Annotated in this window: 3 protein-coding genes; all 3 read right to left on the reverse strand. The window is 44.4% G+C overall.

Going from position 1 to position 4,373, the window contains the following annotated elements; all coding sequences use genetic code 11:
- Positions 1-100: 100 nt before the first annotated feature.
- The 3 genes from IH598_16770 to IH598_16780 all read right to left on the reverse strand — a co-directional run bounded on the left by IH598_16770 (position 101) and on the right by IH598_16780 (position 4,155).
- Positions 101-436, reverse strand: coding sequence for a helix-turn-helix transcriptional regulator (locus IH598_16770; GenBank protein MBE0640169.1), 336 nt, complete (start codon positions 434-436; stop codon positions 101-103).
- Positions 437-705: 269 nt separating this feature from the next.
- On the reverse strand, positions 706-2,958 hold the full coding sequence (locus IH598_16775; protein ID MBE0640170.1) for a hypothetical protein: 2,253 nt from the start codon (positions 2,956-2,958) through the stop codon (positions 706-708).
- A 21-nt stretch (positions 2,959-2,979) separates the two neighbouring features.
- Entirely contained in the window at positions 2,980-4,155 is a 1,176-nt protein-coding gene (locus tag IH598_16780; protein MBE0640171.1) for a hypothetical protein, read from the reverse strand.
- Positions 4,156-4,373 lie beyond the last annotated feature (218 nt).

The following is a 4,373-nucleotide window of genomic DNA, read 5'->3' on the forward strand; positions in this document are numbered from 1 at the left end:
AATGCTAACACTGTCGTTTCATTCTTTAACACTCTCGTTACATGATTAAAAATATTTGTTGATCGCATTGTTTTTCAACACGTTAAAAAAGTAAAAAAGATCATTCACGGGCAACATTTTTCAACATTCCGGAGGGGTTGACGTGAAACTCCTCGCGGAAGCACCTGGTGAACCACGAAAGGTTGGTAAATCCCACCCTGTGTGCCACCGCCGTCACGTTGTCGTTTTGGGCTTTGAGCAGTTCAGCAGCACGGCTGAGCCGCCGGCTGCGGATGAACCCGCCCGGCGACTGGTGAAACAACGCCCTGATCCTCCGGTGCAACTGCACCCTGCTCAACGACATCATGCGCGCAAAGGCCTCCACCCCAAAACCGGGGTCACCCATGTTCCCGGCAACAATTTTCCGGGCTTTCTCCATAAAGACTTTGTCTGTCATGGTATTTACCGAATTTTCAATTATTCTGAAGACAACGGATACTGAAACCGTTTTCCTTGTTATTGTTGATCCTCACAAAGCTTCTCAAGCTGATCTGTTTAAGATCTTTCAATACCCGGATCAGCAAGCGTATCAATTCAATCTGCTCATGGGCCTGCTGTATGATCTCCACTTTTTCCTTCGATGAATTCGCCCGTTAAACCAACACGATCAATGAAAGCGTTTCATTTTTCAGCTTCTCTCCAATAGAAAAATAGTCAAATAGTCTTCTAATCCCGAAGGCAACGAACGCTAGTACCCATACCCTTGGTATTGAAGCTCCGAGGTACTTCCGGATACTCGAAAAAGAGGACACTGAACCACGCGTAGTCGGGACTGAACTCCGTCGACAACCACAAGTCGCCCTGGTCGCCGACACGGTAGAAAATTCCGTAGGCGAAGTAGCCACCAGGCAGACCTGAAAAACCGGTAGCGTTATTCAGCGTAAGATTATTACCTACCGCACAAGTATTCGAGTTAGTTTGCCAGTTGGTTTGAGCAGCCAGGGCTTTTGCGATATAGGATGTATTTGCATCACACAAATATCCGGATTGACTGCTGACATAGTTGGTTAATGCTGTCCATTCGGCATCGCTGGGCAAATGCCAGCCATCAGGACAAATACCCCGCACCCCGCTTGGAACATTATTGCTGCTTGCAGCGCCATTCATTGCCGTTGTCCAGGTATAAAGGCCTCCGTAAACATTGCAGTTCGATGGATCATTGTTATAGCAGTACCTGGTAATGGCGTTTCCATCGGCATCTTTGGTCGTCTTCAGGTTTTCTTTCATCCAGCACTGGGTGCCTATTTGAAGGGTGTTGTAAATGTTGCCGTCAATATCTGAAATCTGCTCACCACAGGGAAATGGTATCTCTGCCGGTACCTTTGCTTCACTACCAATATTTTTGTACCAGATATCGTTTTTATCCGGGTTATTCACCTGACCATCGAGGTTAAAATCTCCACCCAGGTAACCTTCCATCCCAGCTTGCGGCTCCCAAACCCAGGTTTTATCCTCTGAACTTACCACTCCATCTGCATTTCCATCACCACCAATCATTCCCCATTTATTGCTGCCGGCTAAAAGTTCTTTGTGGCCGTCAGCTCCTCCATAAACCATATCAACTCCTGTTGTGAAATTATAGGAATACACCCCACAATTACCATTAACTGGGTTGCCAGATATGATGCCGAGATGATTACGATGCCAGATGACAACAAAAAGCTTTTCACTTATTGAATTGCTAAATGCAAGGTTCGAGATTCCATCCATCCCTATAATGCTTCCGTCTTTCAATAAAAATGCTGCCTGCCTGTCAACAATTGTTGAGGAGTATGCCTGTGATGCTTCTGTTGCATCGCGAAGTTCAACCAGTACCCAGTCCACAATATCCCCATTGGGCAGGGAGGTTACGCCCTCCGTACCAGCATAATTCCAGGGAGGAACGTTAAAGGGTTGTGACAAAGGGAAATTGGTTAAATTGGTTGAACCTGTTAAATTGGTGTTCATGTCGGTTCCGTTAAAAGGCCCTTCAAGAAAGGCTTTGATATCCATATTTAAGATAAAAGTATTTGCCATGGGGCTGCAACTGTCACCCACAGCAAAGGCGCCAACACTGGTAAGGCCGGATCGGGTAAGGGAATAGGGATCACTTCCAATAGCCGGCGATTCCATTTGGGCAACCCAGCTAAAACCTGGCTCGCAATGGCCAATTCCAGCTCTTGTCCGGTCGAACAACGATCCTTCATCGCTACTGTTCCAATTTACGGTCATAACTAAATCAAGATCTCCAATTATTTGTTCATCAATATCCCAGGTAAGGTTAACACAATGATCAATATCGCTAATGGTTGCGCCTGAAGTCCCCTGTTCAAGCACATCAGGGAAAACATTTACACCAATATATCCCACGCCATAGAAATCGTCATTCCGTATAGTCAATGGAGCATAAGAAGACATGGTTCCAACCGGAAACTCTTTATCTGATACCCCAACTATTTGTAACAGTTTGCTCCAACCGAGTGTTTTAATATGTGCCAGGGAATTGGCCCCGGTTATGCTTGAACCGGATTGCATCTGAAACAGCACATCATTAAGAGAAACATTATAATTTGATAATGTGAGGTTATTCCAAACCGAAACATAAGTATGCACCTGCAATGGAGATTCCACCCAAATATCGTAAAAATTGACCGTAGATGATCCAAAAATATGCTGAGGAGCGGCACCATTGAATTTAACCAGGCCGGTGGAGCCATACATAAAATTTGCGGTTGCTGCATTATTTGTCAGGTCGGCCTTAAAAACAATGGTGCCTTCATTCACGATGTCACCTATATCTTCGTTAATATAATTTCCGCCAAAAACAATGGCGGAGGGCGCCTCATTTACAATTTTCGCCCCTCCGTTTATCAAACTTTGCGCTTTCAGGAAATTACATGAAACCAGGATGATTCCAACTAGTATGATTAGATTTTTCATCTGTTTTTAAATTTAGGATCATTAAAACTTCATTAATACCAGTCGATATGGTTGGTTACCAGAACCTGCCGGATAAGCAATTATGATAGCGGATGAAGACATTGTATAAAATACTTGTAACGTTGGATGGCCAATACCAATATAATAATATCCCTCTAAATAGTAGCGTACCTCAAGGCAGATCACCCGTGTGTTACTTTGATTCCAACCTGAAGGATATGCAATTTGCGTTGACGTACTACCCATGGGTGTTGTACCGGTTAATTGCTTTATTTCAAAAAATGGCGTTCCGGTATGGCCAAATTTAGTACTTCCCAATACATCAAGGTTGGCAGATGGGGTTGATGTGGCAATGCCTACATAGCCACCCGAGAAAGCCACCCTGCTTGCGTGAATGTCCAGCTTATCATCTTCGTCTTCATCAATATATGCATAATCAGAATCCCCAAAATTTAACCTTGCCCCATGGCCCCATGATCCGTCGGGACCAACCAGCCTTAATACATTATCATCAGATAGATTGGCTATGGTCACCTTATGACTAAAAGCATCAACAGAACCTCCGTTTTTTGTTTTGGTGAGCAAACCTAAATCTCCATCAATACTTTCCGTTCCGATACCAAGGTTTCCGTTATAATCCAATTTAAACCTTTCGATGCCGCGGCTGATAATAAAATCGCCTGTTTGGCTAAATAACCCCACACCCATAACCCAGAAATTTGATGCAACAGCATCACTTCCTTCAACAAAAGCAATGCTGGCCTCATTTTGTCCGGGATTTTCGTTCTGAAACCTAGCCAAACCCCATGAAGATTCAGCACTTACAACATGCAGTTTCCGGTCAGGATTCATGGTGCCGATGCCTACATTTCCGCTCTGGCCCGAATAGAGGTTGTTGCCGTTGATATACCAGTCGGTATCAAAGCCACTGCCCAGGGTGATCCACTGTGCACCGTTCCAGAAAGAATAGTTGTTTGAATCGGTGTTGTACAACGACAATCCCGGGGCAGGTGACTGGATGCCCAGCATTTGCGCTGTTGTCATCCTGGGGATCAATACCCCCCTTTCGGTGCTCGTAACATCGAGCATGGCAGATCCGTGTGCAGGACTTTCATCCATGTTGATGGCCACCTGCGGCCAGACACTTGAACATGCTGCCATTAGCAGGGCAGCCAGCAAAATTTTTAAGTTTCTCATAAATAGTAAATTTTTGGTTAATAATTTCCGGTTTTTGTTTCTTCCGGTTTGTTGCTTACAAAGGTACTGTCGGAGGAGTGCGGAATGCTAACACTGTCGTTTCATTCTTTAACACTCTCGTTACATGATTAAAAATATTTGTTGATCGCATTGTTTTTCAACACGTTAAAAAAGTAAAAAAGATCATTCACGGGCAACATTTTTCAACATTCCGGAGG

It is taken from the genome of Bacteroidales bacterium, from assembly GCA_014860585.1.
Classification (GTDB): Bacteria; Bacteroidota; Bacteroidia; order Bacteroidales; family 4484-276; genus RZYY01.